This window comes from Rhodomicrobium sp. R_RK_3 (assembly GCF_002198715.1).
Classification (GTDB): Bacteria; Pseudomonadota; Alphaproteobacteria; order Rhizobiales; family Rhodomicrobiaceae; genus R-RK-3.
The window spans coordinates 41,980-62,806 of sequence record NZ_MWLK01000015.1 but is presented as its reverse complement, the minus strand read 5'-3'; the positions used below and the strand labels follow the sequence as shown (position 1 = coordinate 62,806).

Below are 20,827 nucleotides of genomic sequence, written 5' to 3'. Positions count from 1 at the left end.
ATGTTGGCGACGGCTTTTGGCCGAGCCATTGGACAGGCGCTTCAAGATCCAAGCACCATCGAAATCATGGTCAATCCCGACGGAAAATTGTGGGTCGATCGGGCCGGCCGGGGCCGCAGCTTTTCCGGTCATGTCCTGGGCGCGGCTGACACCGAACGCATCATCCGCATTGTCGCCGCCCATGCACGGAGCGAAGCTCATGCCTGGTCGCCAATCGTCTCAGCGGAATTGCCGGAAACCCGCGAGCGCTTTGAGGGGCTTTTGCCGCCCATCGCAACCGCGCCATGCTTTTCGATCCGAAAGCCTGCCGGAATAATTTTCAGGCTCAGCGACTACGTCAGCAAAAGCATGATGACCGAGGATCAGGCCCAGGCGCTCCGGCAGGCCGTGACGGACCGCCGGAATATCCTCATTGCCGGCGGCACCTCATCGGGCAAGACAACGCTTGCCAATGCACTGCTCGCCGAGATCGCCACCATGGGCGAGCGCGTGATTATTCTGGAAGACACACGCGAACTGCGCTGCGAGGCCGAGGATTGCATCGCCCTCAAGACCAAATCTGGCGTCGTCTCCCTTTCCGACCTCGTGCGGTCAACGCTGCGTTTGCGCCCCGACCGCATTATCATTGGCGAGGTGAGGGGCGGAGAAGCGCTCGACATGCTGAAAGCCTGGAACACTGGGCATCCGGGCGGCATCGCTACGGTGCATGCCAATTCGGCGACCGCTGCCTTGGCACGGCTTGAGCAATTGATCCAGGAAGCGGTGGCGATCGTTCCAAAATCCCTGATCGCCGAGACGGTCGATTTGATCGTCTACCTGCAAGGGCGGGGCGAGGAGCGCCGGGTCACTGAACTGCTTGCGGTCGATGGAATCGATCCGTCCGGCGGTTATCGACTGAAGGCCCTGAGCGCCTAAACTGCGTTGACCAATAGGTCATTTCCTATCCGGCGGGACCTTAGCGTTCAACGCCACCAAGATCCCGCCCAGTATTATCAACCCGGCCTGCCCGGCGCCGAGCGCCTGCGGCCGTTCACTCCCCGTTTGTCCGGCATTTGCCCACGCATTCACGGCATTTCTCGGCTTCCCTCATAGGGATTTTTCGCTGCCCCACGCATGCTTGGGCCTCATCATCTTGAGGGAAATCAAGTCATGCTCTCCGCAATTTTTGCTCCATTGGAACGGTTTCGGCCATCATTGCCGGCCCGCCTGTCGTTGGCCGCAATGGCCCTGGCACTCCTCTCGGCCTCGCCCGCCTACGGTGCCGGATCCGGCATGCCGTGGGAGGCGCCGCTCCAGAAAATCCTGGATTCGATCGAGGGGCCGGTCGCCAAGATGGTGGCGGTGATCGTCATCATCGGCACCGGCCTCAGCCTCGCCTTCGGCGACATGTCGGGCGGCTTTCGGCGGCTCGTGCAGGTCGTCTTTGGCCTGACCATCGCGTTTGCTGCGACATCCTTCTTCCTGTCCTTCTTCGCCTTCGCCGGCGGCGCGGTCATCGACTGAGGCGCCATCCATGGATCATCTCCCATCGATCTCTCCCGGCTTCGAAGTGCCGCTGCATCGGGCACTGACCGAGCCCGTGCTGCTTGGCGGCGCCCCGCGCGGCTTTGCCATTGTGAACGGCACGCTGGCGGCCGCCATTGGCCTCGGCCTCAGGCTTTGGCTCGCCGGTCTCCTCATCTGGCTCCTGGGCCACGCGCTAGCCGTCTGGCTCACCCGCAAAGACCCCGCCTTCTTCGCAGTTCTGTCCCGGCATTCCCGCCATAAGGGGTATCTCTCATGCTGAACCTCGCCGAATACCGCAAGAAATCCGTCAGCCTTGCCGATTATCTGCCCTGGGCCTGCTTGGTGGCGCCCGGTGTCATCCTCAATAAGGATGGCAGCTTCCTGCGCGCCGCCAGCTATCGCGGCCCCGATCTCGATAGCGCCACCGACGCCGAACTGGTCTCAATCACGGCGCGATTGAACAACGTGCTCAAACGCTTCGGATCGCGCTGGGCCATGTTTTTCGAGGCCGAGCGCATTCCGGCCCAATCCTATCCCGGCGGTTGCTTTGCCGATCCCGTCTCCTGGCTGGTGGATGAGGAACGCAAAGCGGGCTTCGAGGCCGAACTCAGCCATTTCGAGAGCAGGTATTATCTCAGTCTCCTGTACTTGCCGCCTGCCGACGCCGCGGCGAAGACCGAAGGCCTGCTCTACGAACGCGACGGTGGCCAGGCGCCCCTCCTCGATCCGCGTGCCCATCTCGACGGCTTCATCTCCGAAACCGACCGGGCACTGGCGCTGCTTGCCAACATCCTGCCCGAACTGGTGCCGCTACGCGACACAGAGCTCCTCACCTATCTGCACAACACAGTCTCTGCGAAACGCATGAGGGTGGCAGCGCCTGATGTGCCTGCTTATCTCGATGCCATCCTTTGCGATAGTCCCTTGACGGGAGGCGTCTCGCCTAGGCTCGGCGACCAGCATTTGCGGGTGCTGACCGTGCTCGGCTTCCCGAACAGCACCTCGCCCGGAATGCTCGATACCCTGAACGATCTCGGCTTTTCCTATCGCTGGGTGACACGCTTCATCCCGCTCGACAAGCGCGAGGCGGAACGCGAGCTTGGCAAACTCCGCCGGCAATGGTTCGCCAAGCGCAAATCGGTGATGGCCGTCGTGCGCGAGGTCATGTTTGCCCGCGAAAGCGCGCTCATCGATACCGATGCCGGCAACAAGGCCGCAGACGCCGACGAGGCTTTGCAAGAACTGGGCTCGGATGACGTCACCTTCGGTTATGTGACGACCACCATCGTGGTGCGCGACGCCTCGGAGCGCAAGGTCGAGGACAAGCTGATCGCTATCGAACGCATCGTCAATGCGCGTGGGTTCGTGACCATCCGCGAGAGCCTGAACGCGGTCGAGGCCTGGCTCGGCAGCTTGCCCGGAAACCCTTACGCCAATATCCGCCAGCCCTTGGTGCACACGCTCAATCTGGCTCATATGATGCCGGTCTCCGCCGTCTGGGCCGGCCCGGATCGCAATGGGCATCTCAACGCCCCGCCCTTGATGATGACCAGAACGCGAGGCTCCACTCCGTTCCGCCTCGATCTGCATGTCGGCGATGTCGGCCACAGCTTGGTGGTCGGTCCGACCGGCGCCGGCAAGTCGGTACTGCTCGCCCTTTTGGCCTTGCAGTTCCGGCGTTTCATCGGCGCAAAAGTGATCGTCTTCGACAAGGGCAAATCCGCCAAAGCTGCCTGTCTTGCCATGGGCGGTGAAGCGATCGATCTGTCCCTGGACGGGAACCTGACGCTGCAACCCTTGCGCCATGTGGACAAGCTGGAGATTCGTGCTTTCGGGCTCGAATGGGTCTGCGCCCTCCTTGCCCAGGACGGAATGCGCGTCGATCCGGAGGTGCGCGAGGCGGTTTGGACGGCGTTGGAAAGTCTGGCCTCCGCGCCTCCAGAGGAGCGCACGCTGACCGGATTGGCTGTGCTCGTTCAATCGGCGGCGCTGACGCAGGCGCTGAACCCATACACGTTGGATGGCGCCTTCGGACGATTGCTCGACGGCACGCAGGAGACGATCGCTGACGCCGCCGTGCTGCATATCGAGCTGGAAGAGTTGATGCGGCATAAGGGGCTCGTCGCTCCGGTTCTGTCCTATCTGTTCCACCGGCTGGAGGCGCGGTTCGACGGATCGCCGACACTCCTCATTCTCGATGAGGCCTGGCTGTTCCTCGATCACCCGCTGCTCGCCGAGACGATTCGCGCCTGGCTCAAGACCTTGCGCAAGAAGAACGTCGCGGTGGTGTTTGCGACGCAGTCGCTCGCCGATATCGAAAACTCCAAAATCGCGCCCGCCATCATCGAAAGCTGCATGACCCGGATTTTCCTGCCCAATTCTCGGGCGCAAGAACCCCAATCGGCGGCGATCTATAGACGCTTCGGTCTGAATTCCCGGCAGGTCGAGATTATCGCCCAGGCCGCGCCCAAGCGCGATTACTACCTCCAATCGGCGCGCGGCAACCGGCTGTTCGAGCTCGGCCTTGGCTCCATCGCGCTGAGCCTATGCGGCGCATCCTCGCCGGCGGATCTGAAGCTGGTGCAGGAGACATCCGCCAATCATCCCAGGCATCGCTTCCCAGCAGAATTTCTGAGGGCCAAAGGGCTTGGCTGGGCCGCCGAGCTCTTGGATCAGGTGGCGAAGACATCGAACACCGGCGATGGCGGCGCCGGAGCGCCCGCGGCAGCGGCAATGTCACCTCATCCGCATGAGGACGAGGACGACGAGGAAGAACTCATCCCGGATCCTGTCCTCGAAGCGGAGTTGGTCGCCCGCCTGTCGCCGTTCCGCGCCTAAACCCCAACTCTCACCAATTCTGGAGAAAGCTCATGGCACGCCATTTCGTGCATCGGGTGTTCTTTGCCTTCGTTCTGGCCTCCGCATTCCTTGGCTGCTTCCACAAAAACGCAAATGCCGACATCGTTTATGACCCCTGGAACTACAAGCAGAACTACATCGCCACGCTGCGCGCCCTGCAGCAGATCAACAACCAGGTCAAGGCAATCCAGAACCAGATCGACATGCTGAAGCGCATGGATCAGAACCTTGCCTCCAGCGGCCAAACGATCGCGCCGCAGCTCCAGCAACAGCTGTCACAGATCACCGGCGCGCTCCACAGCGGAAGCGCCATCGCTCTGAAACTGCAGGATACCGAAACCTCGTTTGCCAAGCTCTATCCAACAGAGTTCGCGGATCTGTCGGCCGAAACATCCATCCAGCAAACCAAGGCGCGCTGGAGCGAAACGCTCGAAAGCGTCAAGCGATCGGGCCTCTTGGAGGCGGCCACGGCGGATGGATTGGCGGCGGATACCGAGACGCTCACCGCGCTGCTTGCCCGCTCGAGGGCCGCGCCCGGAGCGCTCGAAGCCGCGCAGGCGGGCAATGAGCTGCAAGGCCTCACCCTCAAGCAACAACTGCAACTGCAAGCGTTGCTGGCAGCGCAATCCCGCGGCGAGACCGCCGACCGGGCGCGACGCCTCGCCGCCGAAGAAGAAGCCCGTGTCCGGCTGAGAAGCTTTCTCGGCTCGGGCAGCGCTTACGCGGCCCACCCGTAGGAAGACGCCGTCATGGACGATCTCGCCATCATCGACCGCTTCACTGAGACCTTCTCGCGCTATATCGACAGCGGCTTCGGGCTGGTCTCAGGCGATGTGGCGTATCTCACGAGCGTGCTGGTTGCCATCGACATTACGCTTGCGGGGCTGTTCTGGGCCTGGGGCAATGACGACAACATCCCCGCCCAGCTCGTCCGCAAGGTTTTGTATGTCGGCTTTTTTGCCTTCCTGCTGAACAACTGGAAGGATCTCGCCGACATCGTCTTCCGCTCCTTCGGCGGCTTGGGCCTGAAGGCGTCCGGCGCGTCGATGTCAGCTAACGATTTAATGCGCCCCGGCTTTGTCGCCGATACCGGTTTCAAGGCGGCGCACCCTCTCTTGCAGAAGGCCGGGGAGCTGGTCGGCCTGACCAGCTTCTTCGAAAACTTCGTTACCATTATCGTCCTGATGCTCGCCTGGGGCATCGTGCTCCTCGCCTTCTTCGTCCTCGCCGTACAGCTCTTCATCGCCATCATCGAATTCAAGCTGACGACGTTGGCTGGTTTCCTGCTGGTGCCATTCGCTCTGTTCGGGCGAACCTCGTTCCTTGCCGAGCGCGTGCTTGGCAATGTGCTTTCGTCCGGCATCAAGCTGATGGTGCTCGCCATCGTCATCGGTATTGGCTCCTCCGTCTTCGGCACGCTCGTTCAGCCGTTGACCGGCGAGGCGACGCTCAATCACGCCGCCTCCGCCATTCTGGGGGCGATCGCAGTCTTCGGACTGGCGATCTTCGTTCCCGCCCTTGCAGCAGGCTTGATTTCGGGAGCACCGCAATTGGGTGCGGGATCGGCGGTCGCGACTACGATGGGTGTCGCAGCAGCGGGCATCGGTGCGGCGGCTTTGGCCTCGGGTGCGGCACGAACAGCAGGCGCCATCGGTGGCGGCGCCGTTCGGGCGGCGGCCGCAATGTCTGGCGCCGCCTCCACCTCCTACGAGCAAGGCGGGGTACGGGGGATGGCGCAGGCGGCGATCGGCGAGCCTATCCGGCGTGCCGCATCCGCCATGTCGAGCCCGATCGCCGACGCCTACGCGCAAGGCTCGGCCTATGGCCTGCGCGCGACGTCGAGACATGGGGGTAACGGGTCTGCCCCCGGCGGCGACGGCCAAGGCGGCGCACCCGGCTGGGCGCGGAGCATGTCCCGGGCGAACCGCCTGCGGGCCACAGGCTTCATCGCCGCGCAATCCATCTCGTCCGGCGATCGGCCGGCCCAGGGCCAAGGTCCAAACTTACAAGAGAAATAGGAGCCGCTCATGGTCTTCAAACGGGGAAGCATGCGCTATGGCCGTACGCCGCCGCCCGTCACGCCCTACCAAAAGGCGGCGCAGGTCTGGGATGAACGGCTTGGTTCGGCGCGGGCGCAAGCCAGGAATTGGCGGCTGATGGCCTTTGGGTCTTTAGGCCTCTCCATCGGCCTTGCAGGCGCTTTTGCCTGGTACGCCCAAAGCGGATTGGTGGTGCCCTATGTGGTTGAAATCGAAGCCAGCGGCAGCGTCCGCCAGATCAATCCCGCCTCACGCGCCTATGAGCCGAGGGATGCGCAGATCGCCTATCATCTTGCCCGCTTCGTCGAACAGGTGCGCGGCCTCTCCAGCGATGCGGTGATCGTCCGGCAGAATTGGCTGAACGCCTATGACTACGTCACGGCGGAAGCGGCGGTGACGCTGAACGACTATGCCCGCGGCAATGATCCCTTTGCCCGTCTTGGGCGGGGAACCATCGCTGTCGATGTGACGAGCGCGGTCAGGGCCTCGCCATCGTCCTTCCAGCTGCGCTGGCAGGAGCAGAGCTTTGAAGGCGGCGCGCTTGTCGCCACCAAGCGCTTCACCGGCCTGTTCACGATGATGATCGCGGCCCCCCGCGATGAGGCGAGGCTGCGCAAGAACCCGCTTGGGATCTACATAACCGCCTTCAATTGGGGCCAGGATCTGGGAGGCGAGAAATGAAGAGCTCTACCGTCGCGCTTCTTGCTCTGTCGGCGTTGGTTGCTGCCTGCGCCACGAAAGTTCGCATTCCGGAGATCGCGTTGGACCCGCCGGTCTTTGCCAAGGCTGAGCCTGAGCCACCATCCAGGTTCGAGACCTCCGTCGTCACGGTGCCGGAGCCGCTGCCGCTTCCCGGTCAGTTGAAACCATTGCCGCAAAAAGCGGAGATTAAAGGCGCCGGACCGGAAAAGCCGCCCGAGGATCGGGTCGCGGATGCCAATGCCGCCGCCAAGATTGTGCCGGGGAAGGATAGCAGCATCAACGCCATGCAGGTCTACCCCTTCACCCAAGGCGCGCTGTACCAGCTCTATGCGGCCGTCAATCAGGTTTCCGATATTGCCCTCGAGCCGGGGGAGACATTGCTGTCGGTCTCCTCCGGCGACACGGTGCGCTGGGTGATCGGTGACACCCAGAGCGGCGCGGGCGCCTCGGCCCGCACCCATATCCTCGTCAAGCCCATCGCCGCAGATCTTGCCACCAACCTTGTCATCGCAACCGACCGGCGCACCTACCATCTGGAGCTGACCTCGACGGAGAAAACCTATATTGCCAGCGTCTCCTGGACCTATCCCTTGTCCGAGCTTGTGATCCGCAAGCGCCAAGCTGAAGCCCAAGCAGCGGCGCGCGAGGCCGTCGTCGATACGCGCATCGCCCTCGACGCGATCCGCTTCCGCTACCGCATCGACGGCGATGCGCCGTGGCGGCCCGCCCAGGTTTTCGACGACGGCAATAAGGTTTACATCCAGTTTCCATCGACGCTTCGCCAAGGCGAAGCCCCGCCCTTGTTCATCGCGGGCGCCGACGGGAAGCCGGCGCTGGTCAACTACCGCGTCAAAGGCTCGACCTATATCGTTGATCGGCTATTCGCTGCCGCGGAGCTGCGGCAAGGCGAAGACCCACAGCGCATCGTGCGGATCACCCGGCGCGATGCGCAATGGCGCGAGGTCTGGAAATGAGCGACAGCGCCGAAACGCCCATCGCCCCGGAGAAAGTCGATCCCGACAGCGTCGAGCTGCGCGTGAAGCCACGGCCGGTGACGCGCATCAATCGCCGAGTCGTGATCGGCGGCGTCGCCCTTGGCGTGACGGCAATCGCGGGACTTGTGATCCTCGCCTTGCGGCCCGTTGTCTGGACGGCGCAAGGGCCGACCGAACTGCTGAACACGGACACCAAACCCTATGCCGAGGGCTTGGAGGGGCTGCCGAAACGCTATGACGCCGTCCGGCCGCCGGAGCGTATTGGGGAGATCGCACCTGCAGCCGGCGATCGGGATCAGCCGTCTCCAGACGCGGCCGCACAATTAGCGCTGCTCGATCAGGACCTCCAGGACCAGCTTCGCCTCGCGCGTCAGGCGCGCTCGGCGCCGGTCTTTTTCCAGATCAAGGGCCAGGCCATATTGGGAAGAGAATCCTCGCCATCAACTGCGCAGGCAGATCCGGGACGCGATGCATTGACGGCGCTGCAAGGGGACCTGCAATCGCTCGCCCCTGGCACCCCGCTCGCTGCGGGAAGCAGCAGCGATACTGCGCAAACCGACAAGCTTTCCTTCCTGAACGCCAAGCCCGAGGCCGGCATCTACAATGCTCACTCGCTTCAGAAACCGGCCTCGCCATACCAGCTGATGGCGGGCACCGTCATCGCCGCCAGCCTGATCACGGGGCTGAATTCCGACCTGCCGGGCTTCGTTATCGCGCAGGTGACCGAGCCGGTTTATGACACCGTCTCCGGCAAGCATCTGCTCATTCCCCAAGGCGCCCGCCTTGTCGGCAAATATGACGCGCGGGTCAGTTTCGGTCAGAACCGCGCCTTGATCGTCTGGCAACGCATCATCCGTCCCGATGGCTCTTCCATCGTCATCGAGAACCTGCCCGCGACCGATCAGGGCGGATATGCTGGATTATCCGACGAAGTCGATAATCACACCTGGCAACTGGTGAAGGGCATCGCCTTGGCGACGCTTCTGAATGTTGGAACCGAATTGTCTTTCGGAGGAGACGAGAACGATCTCGTCGAAGCCTTGCGGCAGGGCCTCGGTCAGACCACCAATCGCGCTGCAAGCCAGATCGTGGAACGGCAACTCAATGTGCAGCCCACAATCAAGGTCCGGCCCGGCTGGCCGCTGCGCGTCATCGTGCAAAAGGACTTGGTACTCAGCCCGTACCCGCAGAAATAACCCCAGGCCAGGCCGTACACGCAGAGGATCGGCGGCATCAACTCTCCGCATAGGGATTTCGCAACACGGTCCCGTCAATGACGAAGCCGTGCTGCATATCCTCGGAGTAAAGCACCGGACACCCCGTCAGAAGGGCGGCGGCCCAGATCATTCCGTCATAGACCGTAAAGCCGTACCGCCTCGCGATCGAAATCCCGAGTTCGTGCGTGTCGATGGCCACCGGTACCACGCTGCAGACGGCTTTCACCACACCGAGGATATCGGCGATTTCCTCCCAGTCCATGCCGAGCTTGCGTTTCGCCACGCTTGCGAATTCGTTCAAGACCTGAACGCTGACCAAGCCGCCGGACTGCAACAGAGCGCCCGCCGTGTCGGCGCGGCCGTCTTCGTCCGATAACAGGTAGAGCAGGATATTGGTGTCGAAGAACGGCCTAACTTCGCTCATTGGCTTCCAGCCTGTCGAAACGAAATCCCTTCGGTAGGCGCCCTCGATATTTGCGCAAACGGTCGAGCAACTCCTGCGCGGACGGTGTCTTCGTGACCTCCAGCACCTTCTCCCCCAAGACGTGGATTTCGATGTCGTCGCCCTCCTTCAGTCCGAGGGCCTCGACAATGGCGGTGGGGAGACGCACCGCGAGACTGTTTCCCCAGCGAGAGACTTGCATGATGCATCCTTGATATACAAAACGGTCATCGTATATCTTAAGCGCAAATCGCTTTTAATCAAGATTTTTGAGCTGGAGGCGCATCGGTGATTGGGCTTCCCGCCTCCTCGATTTGGTCAGGCATCACAATTTCCATGTGGCTCACGCCGAGCGCAATTGCGATCTCATAAATCGTGACGATGGTTGGGTTGCGAAGGCCCCGTTCGAGGTCGCTCAGATATTGCTGCGTAAAGCCGGAGAGTTCCGCGAAGCGCTCCTGCGTGAACCCTTTTTCGCGGCGTATTCGGGCAAAATTTCGGCCCACCAGCTTGCGCATATCCATGCGCGTTAAGCTGACGGTTACATATTCTAAGGTTTATCTACTATAGTATGTAATAGCACTGGCGGTTTGGTTGCCAAGCCGTATCAGTCGGTGTTTTCGCGACAGGCAAACGATCGCATGACACGTACACGTTCCGATGAACCGCCAATGATCAATGCCATCACGTCGTTCGACGAAGCGCATTTCGCTGCCTATCTTCGGCTGCTCGATGCGAAGGCCGCAGGGGTTCATTGGCGTGTGGCGGCGCACCTGATCTTAGGAATTGATCCTGAGAAGCAACCGGGGCGTTCAAAGCGGATTTGGCGAGCGCATCTCTCGCGCGCCGAGTGGATGACGCGACAGGGCTATAGGTACTTGCTGCAAGCGGAACAATAATTCATTCCCTGATCGGTCACTTCATCGCCGCTGCGATTTGCGTGGAAATTTGGTCGGCGGCGGCCAGAGCGGGATCGGCCGCAAGATGAGCATAGCGAGCTGTCGTTTGCGCTTGGCTATGACCGAGGAGCTTACCGATGATTGGCAAACCCTGTCCGAGCGCGACGCCATTAGACGCAAATGTATGGCGGAGATCGTGGATGCGGACGTCCTCAAGCCCGGCGGCAGCGCGGATGCGTCGCCAAGGCTTTTGTAGATCCGACAAATACTGTCCTTCCACGCGCCCGGCGATGACGTAGGCATTACCCGGAACACGCGGGACGGTTTCCAGCACCTCGAGTGCGGGCGTGCCAAGATAAATGGTTTTCTTGCCAGTTTTTGAGTCCGGCAAATAAATCATCCGATCCCGGACATACTCCCAACGCAGCGTCTGGATTTCGCTCAATCGGCAGCCGGTCAGTATCAGAAGCCGGAAACAGGCGACCGCCGAAGGCATCTCCACTTCAGCGTCTTTCATCGCGTTACCAAGCCGTTGCAGTTCGTCCGGTGATAAGAACCGTTCCCGTTTTTCTTCTTTATACCGCTTCACTCCAAGGCAGGGGTTGGACGCTTCTGTTCTCAACCCCCATCGTTCTGCCTGCGCGAACATGACGGAAAGAACGCCGACTGTTCGATTGGCTTGGTAGGGAATATTTCGCATGTCGTGATGGAGCGCCATAATGTCCCTGCGCTCGATTTCGGCGATAGGGCGTTCGCCGAGCTTGGGCAGCACGAAAAGCTCGACGGAACGCTTGTACTCGAACGCGGTGCTGGCCTTACAATGAGCGGGCACATACTCGGCGAGGAACCGTGAACAAAGATCCGAGATTTTGTCTCCCGCTTTCGCTCTCTTATTGCCGAGCGTTGGATCTTTCCCGTTGATCACATCGGCAAGCAGCAGCTTCGCCTTCGCGCGCGCCATCTCCGCCGTCACCGGCCCATGAGAGCCGATAGTAAAGCGACGCATTACACCATTAAGGCGCGTCATGACGAAGTAAGTACGTCTGCCCGAGCTACGCACCCGCACGCCGAAGCCTTTGATTTCGTCATCGTAAAAATCTCGATCCCGGGGCTCGACAGGGAAAGCTTCGACGACGCGCTTTGAAAGTTTTGACATGCGCTAAATCCGGAACAACGCCGCGACCCATTTGTGTAGCACCGAAACTTCCTGGGTTACACATGGGTTACAAATGGATCAGAATTTCTGTGAAAACGATAGTAAGCGAGGTAACCCGCCTGGTCAAATATCAAATACAAAACAGTGAGTTAGTGAAATTCGGAGAATAGTCGTGCATCCCCGCGAACCGAAGTCGACAAACTCATAACCTGAAGGTCGCAGGTTCAAATCCTGCCCCCGCAACCAACGATTCAGCCACCCTTGTTCCGGAAGGGTTCTCCGACAATAAAGCCGCCAGATTCCCAACCACGGTAAGCCCGACAGGAGTCGGCTTTTCTGCAGGCGTGACGAGAATATGGTCAATTAGGTCACGCACAACCACGATCGCTTCCCGACAGGCAGCCTCGGAATTCTTCAACACGTTATGAATATCGGCGACCTTGGCCCGGTAAAGTTCGGCCGCTTCGGGATGGAACTCGATCGCGTCGGGATTGCCAGCATCGGCAAGCTCTTCGGCGATCCGGCTTTGCTCGGCCGTAAGCTCGATATAACGCTGCCTGCTCTTTTCGAGGTCAGTTGCCCCCTCTCCCACCATCTTCATGAGGAAATCGAGCTGTCGCTCGACCGCTGTCGCATCCTTTAGCAAGACGTGGCGGCGCTTGCGCCGGTCTTCGGAAATCCGCCGCCGTTCCTCGCGATAGGCCTGGACCGCCGCGGCCACCATTTCCGGTGCGAGGAGGTAGTTTTGGAGGGCGGCAAGCACCCTCTCCTCGACCTCGCTGACTTTGACCGTGCGGGTGTTCGAGCAGCCCCTTGAATTGGTCAGAGTCGAGCAGCGCATTCGTTCGTCTTTGACCACGCTGAAGCTGCCTCCGCACTCGGCGCATCGGAGCAACCCCGAAAGCAGGCGCTTTGGTCGTCGGCGCTGATAGAGATGTGGTCCGCCTCGTGCGCCGCGAACGGCATGGACCTTGTTCCAGACCGTATCGTCGACGATGCGCAATTCGGGCACATCCTGACGGTGCCACTCGCTTTCCGGATTTTCCCGCGCAAGGCGCTTACCCGTGGTCGGATCCTTCACGAAGCGTTGTCGATTATAGACGATGACACCGCGATAGAGCTCATTGTTGAGGATGCCATTGCGACGCTTGCGGGAGCCCAGCAAGGCGGAGGCGTTCCAGCGGCCCCCACTCGGCCCAGGAATGCCCTCTTGGTTCAGTTCAGAGACGATGGCCAGTGGGCTCTTCCCAGCCGCGTAGTCCCGGTAGATCCCCCGCACAATGGCGGCTTCGTTTTCATTGATGGTGCGCTCGCCTCTCTCGCCTCCGGCGCGGACCACGTCATAGCCGTAGCTCTTCCCGCCCGGGATCCGGCCAGCCTTCACGCGACCGATCTGGCCGCGACGGGTCTTCTGAGCCAGATCCTTCAAGAACAACGCCGCCATCGTGCCTTTCAGGCCAATATGGATCTCGGAAATCTGACCATCGGCCAAAGTCTCGATCCGCACGCCAAAGAATGTCAGCCGCTCATAGAGCCAGGCAATGTCGGCCTGCCCGCGCGAAAGGCGGTCAATGCTCTCCGTGATGAGGAGGTCGAACCGCCCCGCTGCTGCGTCTTCCAGCAATTGCTGCATGCCTGGACGATTGATGATCGTTGCCCCTGATAGGGCGGCATCCTCATAGATCGACACGACTGGGAGTTGGCGAGCCGAGGCATAGTTCTTTGCCAATGAAATCTGATCCGTCAATGACCGTGCGTCCTGGAGATCACTTGAAAAACGAGCGTAGATAGCCGCGTGCATACCGCAGCTCCTCTGTTACCTGCTATCTCGACAAGAATGACAGGAAATTGGGGCCATCCTAGTATTTTGGGCAGCCATCCCGCTTTTTTACCCTGTTGGTTTCTCTGTCATTGGCTGCCTCAGATGCCTTGAGCTGCTCCCGCGCGATCTGTCTGCCAATGACGCGAGCGATGGTGAGGATTCGCGCGGTAATACTTTCGGCAGACGCAGTCTTACTGTCGTTGACAGGTACTTGAGGTGACAGCTTGGCTCCCCTTGTGTCCTTCTCACTCATGGCCGTTACTCAAGCTGCAGCGGAGGTTCGGCGTTTACAGGGTTCAGCCGAAGCGGTGACAGACCTGAAAGAGGGGATATGCTGAGCTGCGACATGGTCGGCGAACCTTCCGGGCGAGATACCTAGCGCTTTGATAAGGTGACGCACGATCGGGCAGGACCTCAATCAAGTAAATTGTGCAGATTTGTGAAGATTACTGAAGGAAAGGCGTGAGTTTTTGGCGAATTCGCGGCAAGCATTCCGCCGCAGACGCAGGATCCTCAAGCCCGGGCGCAGCGATGACGGTTGGCATGAGCTCATAATTTGTTCTAGGTAAGAGACATCCCTAGCCGGCGAAGCTGGCCGGTTGGACCACCTCCGCTCACACGCCCCGTGCAGATCATCGAGGACTGGTTGCTCAAGTTCGCCCGGCATTACGGTCCGGGTTGCGGTGGCGCGCAGTCGCAGCTGTGAGAAAGGTGGTCGCACCGGTTGGCGCATTCCCCCGATCATCGCAAGGGCCATCGAGAAAACCATCTCGGCACCAGGGCCGATGTAAGCTGTGGGACGGTCGCTCCTGATGGCATCAATGCCCTGTTAGTCTTGATTCAAACTGAGACCCGCCTCGTAGGGGAAGTCCATCCCAGAGAACGAAATATTCTACACGAGAATACCTGGTATTCCGCGTCCCATCCTTCTGAACGTGTTCCCATCAACACCTCTTTAGACGAAGATACTTCGTAAGAACACTTTGGTCAGATCATTCCTCTTGAGGGGGGCTTGGGGCGCTTATAGAGGCCACCTACTCATCAAGGTGTTTCGATAGAAACCCTTCGCCGCGGATCAACTGCGCCGTTTAGCTAATTTTGCAAATGGCACCTGCGCCCCTCTTCTTTCCGTTAGCGGCGGCAACGGTACGCCTGGAAAATAGGAGAAGGCCATGAGCGACCTTGAAGGCAAAATAGCGTTGGTTACCGGTGCGGCCAGAGGACAGGGGCGCAGCCATGCTGTCAGGTTGGTGCAGATGGGCGCCGCCGTGATCGCAATTGACATATGCGCGCCAATCGACGGCATCAGTTATCCAATGGCGACGCCGGAAGACCTGGAGTTTACCGCGTCTTTGGTTCGGGAAGCTGGCGGAACGATTGTCACCGCCCAGCTCGATATTCGGGATTTTCAGACCTTCAAGGACACCGTCGATCGTTTGGTCTACAAACTCGGCGGATTGGACATCGTGGTGGCCAATGCTGGCGTGGTGACGGATGGCCGCCTCGCCGACTTCACGCCTCAGCAGTGGGACGCTACGATCAGCGTCAATCTCACCGGGACGTGGAATACGATGCAGATCGCAGTCCCACATCTGATCGCGCGCGGCGGAGGATCGATTATAGGCATCGCATCAGTTGCCGGCCTCGTAGGACTCCCATTCCTCGAACCCTACAGCGTTTCCAAGCATGGGATCATTGGTCTTGTTCGTTCACTCGCCCTCGAGTTGGCTGACCACAAGATCCGGGTTAACGCAATTTGTCCGACGGCCGTATCGGGAACGGGAATGATGAGCTCGATCCGGCAGGAACTATTGGAAAGCATCAGCGAACGGCTGCGATCCGCCTATAACAATGCGCTTGCCATCCCCGCCGTCGAGCCAGCCGATGTCTCCGAAGCCGTGCTCTTTCTTGCTTCCGACAGGAGCCGTTTCATCACGGGGACCACGCTGGCAGTCGATGCAGGGTTGGTCAACCTCTAGTGTCGGCGCATGGCGCGTGGGATCCTGACGGTGCTCGGCGTGATCTTGGCCGCCGTCGGTTCCGTCCACTGCGTCGTCACGATCATATGGTCTTGAGTGGCGACCGGCGCCGGTCAAACCAATCTTTATTTCCGGCTAGCGTCAGACAAGGGCCGCTGCTGCTTACAGCCTACCGAAGAGAATCATGAGCAACCAGTCTCCTTCGACCACGGGCGTGACATCGCGCTCCATACCGACGGCCTCAACTGCCGAACTCGATATCGACGCTCCTAGGAAGCCGGGGTCCAAGATGATGACAATTTATCCGCCAACGAACGTAGCGCCTCTCTCGCGCCGATCGGTCCTCAAAGGCGCGGGGGCGCTGGCCGCTTTGGCAGGTGTGATGGTTGGATCCGACGCGGCACGGAGCGCAGCTCAGATGGATTTAGGCCCGGCTGACAGCGACGCTGGCTTGGCTCCGTTTCGCGTGGAATTTCCCCCAGACGCAATTGCCGATCTACACGAACGGTTGATGCTCACCCGCTGGCCCGAGCGCGAGACAGTAGCCGATTGGTCCCAGGGGGTACCGTTGGCGCGCATGCGCGAACTAGTCGAATATTGGGGTAGTCGATACGACTTCGGCCGCCTTGAGCGACGGATCAACGCCTTTCGGCAGTTTCGGACAGAGATCGATGAACTAGGCATCCATTTCATTCATGCTCGCTCGCACCACAAAAGCGCCTTGCCATTGCTCATTACCCATGGCTGGCCGGGATCAATCGTCGAATTCCTAAACATCATCGGACCGTTGATCGACCCGACCGCTTATGGTGGCGCGGCTTCGGATGCGTTCCATGTCATCGCGCCTTCGCTGCCCGGTTTCGCCTTCTCCGACAAGCCGAAGCAAGCCGGGTGGAAAGTTCCGCGCATCGCTCGGGCGTGGGCGGCGTTGATGCAGCGGCTTGGCTATGACCGGTGGGTCGCTCAGGGCGGGGATTGGGGAGCGGGGGTTACCTCTGCGCTAGGCCATATGAAACCGCAGGGCCTAGCCGGAATACATCTTAACTGGGCCTTCGTTTTTCCCGCCGCGCTTCCCGGCGAAGGATTGTCGACCGAAGAGCAACGCGCCATTGATGCTGCCGAACATTTCCGGACGGATGGTTTCGGCTATTTTCAGCAACAAGGCACGCGGCCGCAGACCGTCGGCTATCCGCTGGCCGATTCGCCGGTGGGGCACGCTGCGTGGATCTATGAAAAATTCCAAGCGTGGACAGACAATGATGGTGTGGTCGAAAGCGCCATCAGCCGCGATGAGATTTTAGACAACATCACACTCTATTGGCTGACCAATACAGCGGCGTCCTCAGCCCGAATATATTGGGAGAATTATCCCGCAAGCTTCGCGGGCGGCACGATCGAGATTCCCGTTGGCATCAGTGTCTTTCCAAAGGAACTCTTTCGGGTGCCCCGCAGCTGGGCAATGGCCTCCTACCCACAGCTCATCCATTTCAATGAATTGTCCAAGGGCGGCCATTTCGCGGCACTTGAGCAACCTGCAGTGTTTGTGAACGAACTGCGCAGTTGTTTCGCCAAGCTGCGCTGACCACCATCTCGTCACACGTTATGAAACGATCATGACTGCCAAAGCACCCAGAGAACACGACGCTACAATTCAGGATAGCCCCACTCCGCTAATTGGTCGGCGCGCGTTGCTATTCGGGTTGGCAGCCACAGCTGGCTTGACGCAACGGGGCAGCGCCAATGATGTGCTATCGTCTCACCTGCCCCCCGCGACGACGGACATCGTACCGTTCAAGGTGGACGTGCCGCAGGCCGCAATCGATGGGCTACGCCGCCGGCTGGAGATGACCCGCTGGCCTGAAAGAGAACTCGTGTCGGACTGGTCGCAGGGCCTGCCGCTCGAGAGAATCCAGTCTTTGGTCGAATATTGGCGGAAGTCTCATGACTGGCGGCGCGCAGAAGCGGCAATCAATACCTTTCCGCAGTATCGTATGCGCATCGATGGCCTGGGCATCCACTTCCTGCACATTCGCTCAAGGCACGCTGATGCCTTGCCGATGGTCCTGACCCATGGCTGGCCGGGATCCGTCTTCGAGTTCCTCAAGGTGATCGGACCGCTGACAGATCCAACATCCCATGGGGGGCGTCCGAATGATGCTTTTCACCTCGTGATTCCCTCGTTACCCGGCTTCGGATTTTCCGACAAGCCCGTCACAAGGGGCTGGGGATTGCCACGCGTCGCGTCGGCCTGGACGGAACTGATGATGAGGCTCGGCTACAGCCATTGGGTGGCACAGGGCGGCGACTGGGGCTCCGGCGTAACGACTTGGCTCGCCGCGCAGCATGCGCGCGGCCTAGCCGCCGTTCATATCAACTTGCCTGTTATGTTCCCGCCGCCATTGCAAGGCGAACTCGCCGACGTGGAAAAGCCGGCGCTTGAAATGCTACGCACATTCGCGCTGGAGAAATCCGGCTATGCTCGGTTGCAAGCGACGCGTCCGCAGACGATTGGCTACGCCCTGACCGATTCGCCGGCGGGCCAAGCCGCCTGGATTTATGAGAAGCTCGCGGAATGGTCCCAGAGCGGATACGATCCAGAAAGCGTGCTTACCCGCGACGCAATCCTCGACAACATCAGTCTCTATTGGTTCACCGCCACAGCCGCGTCCTCGGCAAGGCTTTATGCTGAGAGCTTCTACACTGACTTCAGCGCCCGGAAGCTCGATATCCCGGTGGGCGTGACGATATTCCCCGGAGAGAATTTTCGTCCGCCAAGGCTGTGGGGCGAACGACTCTATTCCAGGCTCTTCTATTGGAACGACGCTCAGCGAGGCGGACATTTTGCTGCTTTTGAGCAGCCAGGGATATTCGTCGACGAAATGCGCGCTTGCTTCGCATTGGTCCGATAACGTCCGGCACGTTGTTTTTCATTCCGCACACGGCTGCAGCGAGGTGGTTAGCTTGCGCTGATGAGTTTGCTGGAGCGAGAGATGCTGGTCGACGAAGATGGCCCAGTTGGGTACTTCGAACCGTGGCCCGTACATATAGCCAACCATCATCCGTTGCCCAGCACACCCGGGCATCAGCTACTATGCTAAAGCCTAGCTCGCGGTCAGCTTCAATCGAGCCAAGCTACAGTTTTGGTTGACATACTCGCGTAAGCTATTTGCACGAGCCCCCTCATTCGCGTTGCTTCACACGCCGAATCTGATGCGGCGCATCCGCGACCGCGTAGAGAGCGATACACTCGGCGAGACGATCCGTAAGACGGCCGGCATGCCCAATCCATCCAGCCTGCCGGCGTGCTCGGCGCCGCCAAGGCCAAGCCTGGCGGTGGCCGCTCGCGCGGCCAGCCTTGACACCACCTGCGCGCGCCGGTCAATCGCGTGCGCGGTCGGGGCGAAAGAAAGCCGGCGGCGCGGTCGAACAAAAGAAAGATGCCAAAAGGCTTGCCTTCGGGCCTGCGATTAGAGAGCGAAGAACCCCTACCTCCGAACCAAGAAACAGCCGTGCGCTCATCCAGATTATCGCGCTAATGTCTCACAGAGCGCGCCGACCACCTCAAAAATCCAGGCTATGCGTCAAGCAAGCTAAGTGGAAATGCGCTAGGGAATGAGGAAGCTCCCAGCTTGGATCAATCGACATACGCTTCAAACAAGGCAACACATCCCTTGATCTTGATGTTCGAGAAAGCGAAGCGGTCACGCAGAGCTACATCCAGATCCTCGACCGTATCGCGGCTGTTCGAGAATATGCCCTTGCTGTTATAGAAGTCCATGAGGGCCTGCGCCGGGCTAGAGCGCGGGATCGTTCCCTGCACGAGAGTAGCGCCGAATACGCGGGCACCAGGGGCCAACACGGGCCGCAGATGATCAAAGAGGACCGCCTTATCAGTGATCGAGCCTGGCAAGCAGTGCAGTAGATAGCAGAGGCTCACTGAGCGGAATGGTCCAAGCGCCGGAAGAGGCGTTAGGATGTTGGCTAGAATCGTCCGTGGCGCATATCGTGCAATTCGACTAGATGCCGCGTCCAGGCAGTTGGTATTGATGTCGAGGAGAGTGATCGAGGGGGTGGTGACCGGCCATTTCGCCTTGTCGAGGAAATACCCCGTGCCCACACCGACGTCGAGATGATTAGCGGTGACGTTTCGGTCGTACAGCTGCCGCAATACCGTGGTGGGACATCGCCAAAGCAAGGTGTTGGACAGTCCCAGCACAACCCAGTCATAGGCTCGCAAAACTCTTGGCGTATAGAGGGTTTGTCCGGCGTGGAGGTCGTTGGACATTGGCATTGCTCTCTCTCTCTCTTTCGCGATGCCAATGCCCGTAGCCTCTTGCGCGAGTTCGGCGACGACGCGGAAGATCCATGACGTCGCAGCCATCGGCTGTTCGTCTAATGCGGCGCGCTGCCTTCAAAAATATTAGTCCAACCTCGTGAGAAGACTTGGTGCTATGTCCTTGAGCAGCTCACCTTTGCGTTAGGCCGCTTTTGTGGTGCGCAACTGGTCAAGAACCGGCAGCAACTCCGAAGGATCAGGGCGGCGCGTATAGTCGGGATTGACTTCGGCGTAGGCGATCACGCCGCCCGTGCCGATGACGTACCGAGCGGGCATCGGGAGCACCCAGGACGCGTCGTCGTTGATGACGGGAAGATCATTGCCGAAAGCCTTGTAGAGTTCGACCAGATAGTCGGGCAAATGAAAGCGGATGCCAAAGGCGGCGGCTACATCGCTGTTGGTGTCGCTCAGGATCGGAAAGCTGAGGCCATTGTCTCTCTGGGACTTGCGGCTGTTGGACGGGGTTTGCGGCGAGATCGCGACCAGTTGGGCGCCGCGCGTCTCGAATTCCGGCCGGGCCGCTTCGAGGGCTTTAAGGTCCATGTTGCAGTAAGGGCACCAAACACCCCGATAGAAACTTACGATCAGCGGACCGTCCGCGAGCAATTCACTCGAGCTGACGAGGCGCTCATTGGCATCTTTCAGCTGGAATTGGGGTGCGATATCAGCAGCCTTGAGTGCGCGGCCGGCCTGACCGCTCTCGATGAGTTCGGCGGTGGCGCGGTGTATGATGCCGAGCTGCGCCTGCGTGGGCTTGAACGAAAGCCTCCCGGATTCGAAGTCCGTGCGGAATGCGTCGAGTTGGTCCTGTAATTTCATGATGCTCTCTTTCGCTATGGCTCGGTGCCTGAAGAAAGAACTGGGCCATTCGCGAA

21 protein-coding genes are annotated in these 20,827 nt (G+C 60.1%); 13 read left to right on the top strand and 8 right to left on the bottom strand.

What is annotated here, in order from left to right; translation table 11 throughout:
• The 9 genes from trbB to BLEFHOIH_RS07075 all read left to right on the top strand — a co-directional run bounded on the left by trbB (window position 1) and on the right by BLEFHOIH_RS07075 (window position 9,297).
• Window positions 1-915 (top strand): P-type conjugative transfer ATPase TrbB, encoded by a 915-nt coding sequence (gene trbB / locus BLEFHOIH_RS07115; protein WP_088344302.1) that lies wholly within the window; start codon window positions 1-3, stop codon window positions 913-915.
• A gap of 234 nt (window positions 916-1,149) precedes the next feature.
• Entirely contained in the window at window positions 1,150-1,503 is a 354-nt protein-coding gene (locus BLEFHOIH_RS07110; protein ID WP_088343848.1) for a TrbC/VirB2 family protein, read from the top strand.
• Window positions 1,504-1,513: 10 nt separating this feature from the next.
• Window positions 1,514-1,786, top strand: a complete 273-nt coding sequence (locus BLEFHOIH_RS07105) for a VirB3 family type IV secretion system protein (RefSeq protein WP_088343846.1) — start codon at window positions 1,514-1,516, stop codon at window positions 1,784-1,786.
• Window positions 1,780-4,344, top strand: coding sequence for a conjugal transfer protein TrbE (gene trbE, locus BLEFHOIH_RS07100; protein WP_088343844.1), 2,565 nt, complete (start codon window positions 1,780-1,782; stop codon window positions 4,342-4,344). The genes BLEFHOIH_RS07105 and trbE overlap by 7 nt, the downstream gene beginning before the upstream one ends.
• A gap of 32 nt (window positions 4,345-4,376) precedes the next feature.
• Window positions 4,377-5,102, top strand: a complete 726-nt coding sequence (gene trbJ / locus BLEFHOIH_RS07095) for a P-type conjugative transfer protein TrbJ (RefSeq protein WP_088343842.1) — start codon at window positions 4,377-4,379, stop codon at window positions 5,100-5,102.
• Between the two features lie 12 nt (window positions 5,103-5,114).
• Complete coding sequence (trbL, locus tag BLEFHOIH_RS07090) at window positions 5,115-6,383, top strand: P-type conjugative transfer protein TrbL (RefSeq protein WP_088343840.1); 1,269 nt, start codon at window positions 5,115-5,117, stop codon at window positions 6,381-6,383.
• A 9-nt stretch (window positions 6,384-6,392) separates the two neighbouring features.
• Complete coding sequence (gene trbF, locus BLEFHOIH_RS07085) at window positions 6,393-7,085, top strand: conjugal transfer protein TrbF (RefSeq protein ID WP_088343838.1); 693 nt, start codon at window positions 6,393-6,395, stop codon at window positions 7,083-7,085.
• A complete protein-coding gene (gene trbG, locus BLEFHOIH_RS07080; RefSeq protein ID WP_088343836.1) occupies window positions 7,082-8,080 on the top strand; it encodes a P-type conjugative transfer protein TrbG in 999 nt (332 codons plus the stop codon). Before trbF ends, trbG begins: the two co-directional genes overlap by 4 nt.
• Window positions 8,077-9,297, top strand: coding sequence for a TrbI/VirB10 family protein (locus BLEFHOIH_RS07075; RefSeq protein ID WP_088343834.1), 1,221 nt, complete (start codon window positions 8,077-8,079; stop codon window positions 9,295-9,297). The genes trbG and BLEFHOIH_RS07075 overlap by 4 nt, the downstream gene beginning before the upstream one ends.
• Before the next feature lie 37 nt (window positions 9,298-9,334).
• On the opposite strand, the gene BLEFHOIH_RS07070 is transcribed toward BLEFHOIH_RS07075, so the two are convergent.
• From BLEFHOIH_RS07070 to BLEFHOIH_RS07060, 3 genes are read right to left on the bottom strand one after another with little or no spacing between them, the layout of a single operon-like run.
• On the bottom strand, window positions 9,335-9,742 hold the full coding sequence (locus BLEFHOIH_RS07070; protein WP_088343832.1) for a PIN domain-containing protein: 408 nt from the start codon (window positions 9,740-9,742) through the stop codon (window positions 9,335-9,337).
• Window positions 9,729-9,962, bottom strand: coding sequence for an AbrB/MazE/SpoVT family DNA-binding domain-containing protein (locus tag BLEFHOIH_RS07065; RefSeq protein WP_088343830.1), 234 nt, complete (start codon window positions 9,960-9,962; stop codon window positions 9,729-9,731). Before BLEFHOIH_RS07065 ends, BLEFHOIH_RS07070 begins: the two co-directional genes overlap by 14 nt.
• 58 nt (window positions 9,963-10,020) lie before the next feature.
• Entirely contained in the window at window positions 10,021-10,278 is a 258-nt protein-coding gene (locus BLEFHOIH_RS07060; protein WP_245296900.1) for a helix-turn-helix transcriptional regulator, read from the bottom strand.
• A gap of 123 nt (window positions 10,279-10,401) precedes the next feature.
• On the opposite strand from BLEFHOIH_RS07060, the gene BLEFHOIH_RS07055 reads away from it, so the two are divergent.
• Window positions 10,402-10,659 carry a DUF2285 domain-containing protein gene (locus BLEFHOIH_RS07055; protein ID WP_088343826.1) on the top strand — a complete coding sequence of 86 codons (258 nt, stop codon included), beginning with the start codon at window positions 10,402-10,404 and terminating at the stop codon, window positions 10,657-10,659.
• A gap of 16 nt (window positions 10,660-10,675) precedes the next feature.
• Here the strand turns inward: BLEFHOIH_RS07055 and BLEFHOIH_RS07050 are convergent, their stop codons facing one another.
• The 3 genes from BLEFHOIH_RS07050 to BLEFHOIH_RS26145 all read right to left on the bottom strand — a co-directional run bounded on the left by BLEFHOIH_RS07050 (window position 10,676) and on the right by BLEFHOIH_RS26145 (window position 13,890).
• The gene (locus BLEFHOIH_RS07050) at window positions 10,676-11,815 is read right to left on the bottom strand and encodes a site-specific integrase (protein WP_088343824.1); all 1,140 of its coding nucleotides are present in this window, start codon (window positions 11,813-11,815) and stop codon (window positions 10,676-10,678) included.
• A 202-nt stretch (window positions 11,816-12,017) separates the two neighbouring features.
• A complete protein-coding gene (locus BLEFHOIH_RS07045; protein ID WP_088343822.1) occupies window positions 12,018-13,616 on the bottom strand; it encodes a recombinase family protein in 1,599 nt (532 codons plus the stop codon).
• Window positions 13,617-13,674: 58 nt separating this feature from the next.
• On the bottom strand, window positions 13,675-13,890 hold the full coding sequence (locus tag BLEFHOIH_RS26145; protein WP_125461616.1) for a hypothetical protein: 216 nt from the start codon (window positions 13,888-13,890) through the stop codon (window positions 13,675-13,677).
• 919 nt (window positions 13,891-14,809) lie between these two features.
• Here BLEFHOIH_RS26145 and BLEFHOIH_RS07040 point away from each other — a divergent pair.
• From BLEFHOIH_RS07040 to BLEFHOIH_RS07030, 3 genes are all read left to right on the top strand, one after another.
• On the top strand, window positions 14,810-15,616 hold the full coding sequence (locus tag BLEFHOIH_RS07040; RefSeq protein WP_088343820.1) for a mycofactocin-coupled SDR family oxidoreductase: 807 nt from the start codon (window positions 14,810-14,812) through the stop codon (window positions 15,614-15,616).
• A gap of 184 nt (window positions 15,617-15,800) precedes the next feature.
• A complete protein-coding gene (locus BLEFHOIH_RS07035) occupies window positions 15,801-17,198 on the top strand; it encodes an epoxide hydrolase (protein WP_348626030.1) in 1,398 nt (465 codons plus the stop codon).
• 31 nt (window positions 17,199-17,229) lie between these two features.
• Entirely contained in the window at window positions 17,230-18,525 is a 1,296-nt protein-coding gene (locus tag BLEFHOIH_RS07030; protein ID WP_088343818.1) for an epoxide hydrolase, read from the top strand.
• A 725-nt stretch (window positions 18,526-19,250) separates the two neighbouring features.
• Here BLEFHOIH_RS07030 and BLEFHOIH_RS07025 read toward each other — a convergent pair.
• Together BLEFHOIH_RS07025 and BLEFHOIH_RS07020 are read right to left on the bottom strand one after the other, a co-directional pair.
• Complete coding sequence (locus BLEFHOIH_RS07025) at window positions 19,251-19,997, bottom strand: class I SAM-dependent methyltransferase (protein ID WP_348626029.1); 747 nt, start codon at window positions 19,995-19,997, stop codon at window positions 19,251-19,253.
• 96 nt (window positions 19,998-20,093) lie between these two features.
• Window positions 20,094-20,771, bottom strand: coding sequence for a peroxiredoxin-like family protein (locus BLEFHOIH_RS07020; protein ID WP_088343816.1), 678 nt, complete (start codon window positions 20,769-20,771; stop codon window positions 20,094-20,096).
• Window positions 20,772-20,827 lie beyond the last annotated feature (56 nt).